Raw genomic sequence first — 2131 nt, forward strand, 5'->3', positions numbered from 1 at the left:
AGCCTGTGCGGCCCAGCCTGGGAAGAGGTGAAGCGAACGTGGCACCGCCCAGGCCTAGGGCACAAAAAAAGACCATCCTTTTGAGATGGTCTTTGTGTTGGTATTGTGGCGACTACCTACTTTACCAGGTTTGATCCAAGTATCATCGGCGGTTCTGGGCTTAACTTCTCTGTTCGGGATGGGAAGAGGTGAACACCAGGCCAATAGTCACCAACAAGCTCTTTGAGTTAATCAATTTTGAATTTTGAATGTATGAATAATTGAATATTTTTCATTCAGTCATTGAGGCATTCACTCATTCAACATTGAATTTCATGTCATATTGGAAGTAGAAGAGATCAAGATTAATTAAGATTTTAATGCTGCAAGCTGTTGGGTAATTAGTACTGCTCAGCTGAATGTATTTCTACACGTACACTTGCAGCCTATCAACGTCGTAGTCTACAACGACCCTTATGTGGAAGATTCATCTTCGGGCTAGTTTCGCACTTAGATGCTTTCAGCGCTTATCTATTCCCCACATAGCTACCCGGCCATGCCACTGGCGTGACAACCGGTTCACCAGCGGTGGGTCCACCTCGGTCCTCTCGTACTAAAGGCAGCCCCCGTCAATCTTCCTACGCCCACCACAGATAGGGACCGAACTGTCTCACGACGTTCTGAACCCAGCTCGCGTGCCACTTTAATCGGCGAACAGCCGAACCCTTGGGACCTTCTCCAGCCCCAGGATGTGACGAGCCGACATCGAGGTGCCAAACCTCCCCGTCGATGTGAGCTCTTGGGGGAGATCAGCCTGTTATCCCCGGCGTACCTTTTATCCTTTGAGCGATGGCCCTTCCATACAGAACCACCGGATCACTATACCCTGGTTTCCCACCTGCTCGACCCGTCGGTCTCACAGTCAAGCCTGCTTGTACTATTGCACTCCACACACGGTTACCAAGCGTGTTGAGCAGACCTTTGGAAGCCTCCGTTACACTTTTGGAGGCGACCACCCCAGTCAAACTACCCACCATGCACGGTCTCCGACTTTGTCGGATTAGATCCCAGGCCAGCGAAGGGTGGTATTTCAACGTTGGCTCCCCGATGCCTGGCGACACCGGCTCACAGCCTCCCACCTATCCTACACATCCCTGACCCGAAAACAATGCAAAGCTATAGTAAAGGTGCACGGGGTCTTTCCGTCCCGTGGCGGGTAAGCGGCATCTTCACCGCTACTACAATTTCACCGAGCTCACGGCCGAGACAGTGCCCAGATCGTTACACCATTCGTGCAGGTCGGAACTTACCCGACAAGGAATTTCGCTACCTTAGGACCGTTATAGTTACGGCCGCCGTTTACTGGGGCTTCGATTCAATGCTTCTCTTGCGATGACATCCCCTCTTAACCTTCCAGCACCGGGCAGGTGTCAGGCCCTATACGTCAACTTTCGTTTTGGCAGAGCCCTGTGTTTTTGCTAAACAGTCGCCTGGGCCATTTCTCTGCGGCCTCTCATCGCTGAGGAGGCTCCCCTTCTCCCGAAGTTACAGGGTTAATTTGCCGAGTTCCTTAGCCGTGATTCACTCGAGCACCTTAGAATATTCTTCTCGACTACCTGTGTCGGTTTACGGTACGGGTTGCGTACAGCTGGCGTTTCAAAAGCTTTTCTTGGAAGCGTTTTCGTAAGTTCGCTTCACCCGTAGGTTCTGCTCAACGCACTATTCCGTCAGTACGTACTTACCACAATACTCCGTCACTCTTTCACACTGCATGCAAGGGCAGGAATATTAACCTGCTGTCCATCGATACTTGCCTGTCGGCTATACCTTAGGCCCCGCCTAACCCTCCGTTGATTAGCATAGCGGAGGAATCCTTAGTCTTTCGGTGTGCGGATTTCTCATCCGCATTATCGTTACTTATGCCTACATTTGCTTTTCTCACCAGTCCAGCCCAGCTTACGCCAAACCTTCACCCCTGTGAGAATGCTCCCCTACCGATCGTAATAAATTACTATCGCATAGCTTCGGTAATATGCTTGATGCCCGTTTATTATCGATGCCCGCCCCGCTCGACCAGTGAGCTGTTACGCACTCTTTAAATGTATAGCTGCTTCCAAGCTAACATCCTGGCTGTCTCTGCAGTCGGACCCCC

The 2131-nt window shown here is 51.1% G+C and carries 2 rRNA genes; both read right to left on the minus strand.

Going from position 1 to position 2131, the window contains the following annotated elements:
* Nucleotides 1-103: 103 nt before the first annotated feature.
* A 5S ribosomal RNA gene (gene rrf, locus LZG73_RS25395) occupies nt 104-215 on the minus strand.
* Between the two features lie 144 nt (nt 216-359).
* Nucleotides 360-2131, minus strand: a 23S ribosomal RNA gene (locus tag LZG73_RS25400); the annotation flags it as partial.

Source organism: Dyadobacter sp. CY326, from assembly GCF_021390515.1.
GTDB lineage: Bacteria > Bacteroidota > Bacteroidia > Cytophagales > Spirosomataceae > Dyadobacter.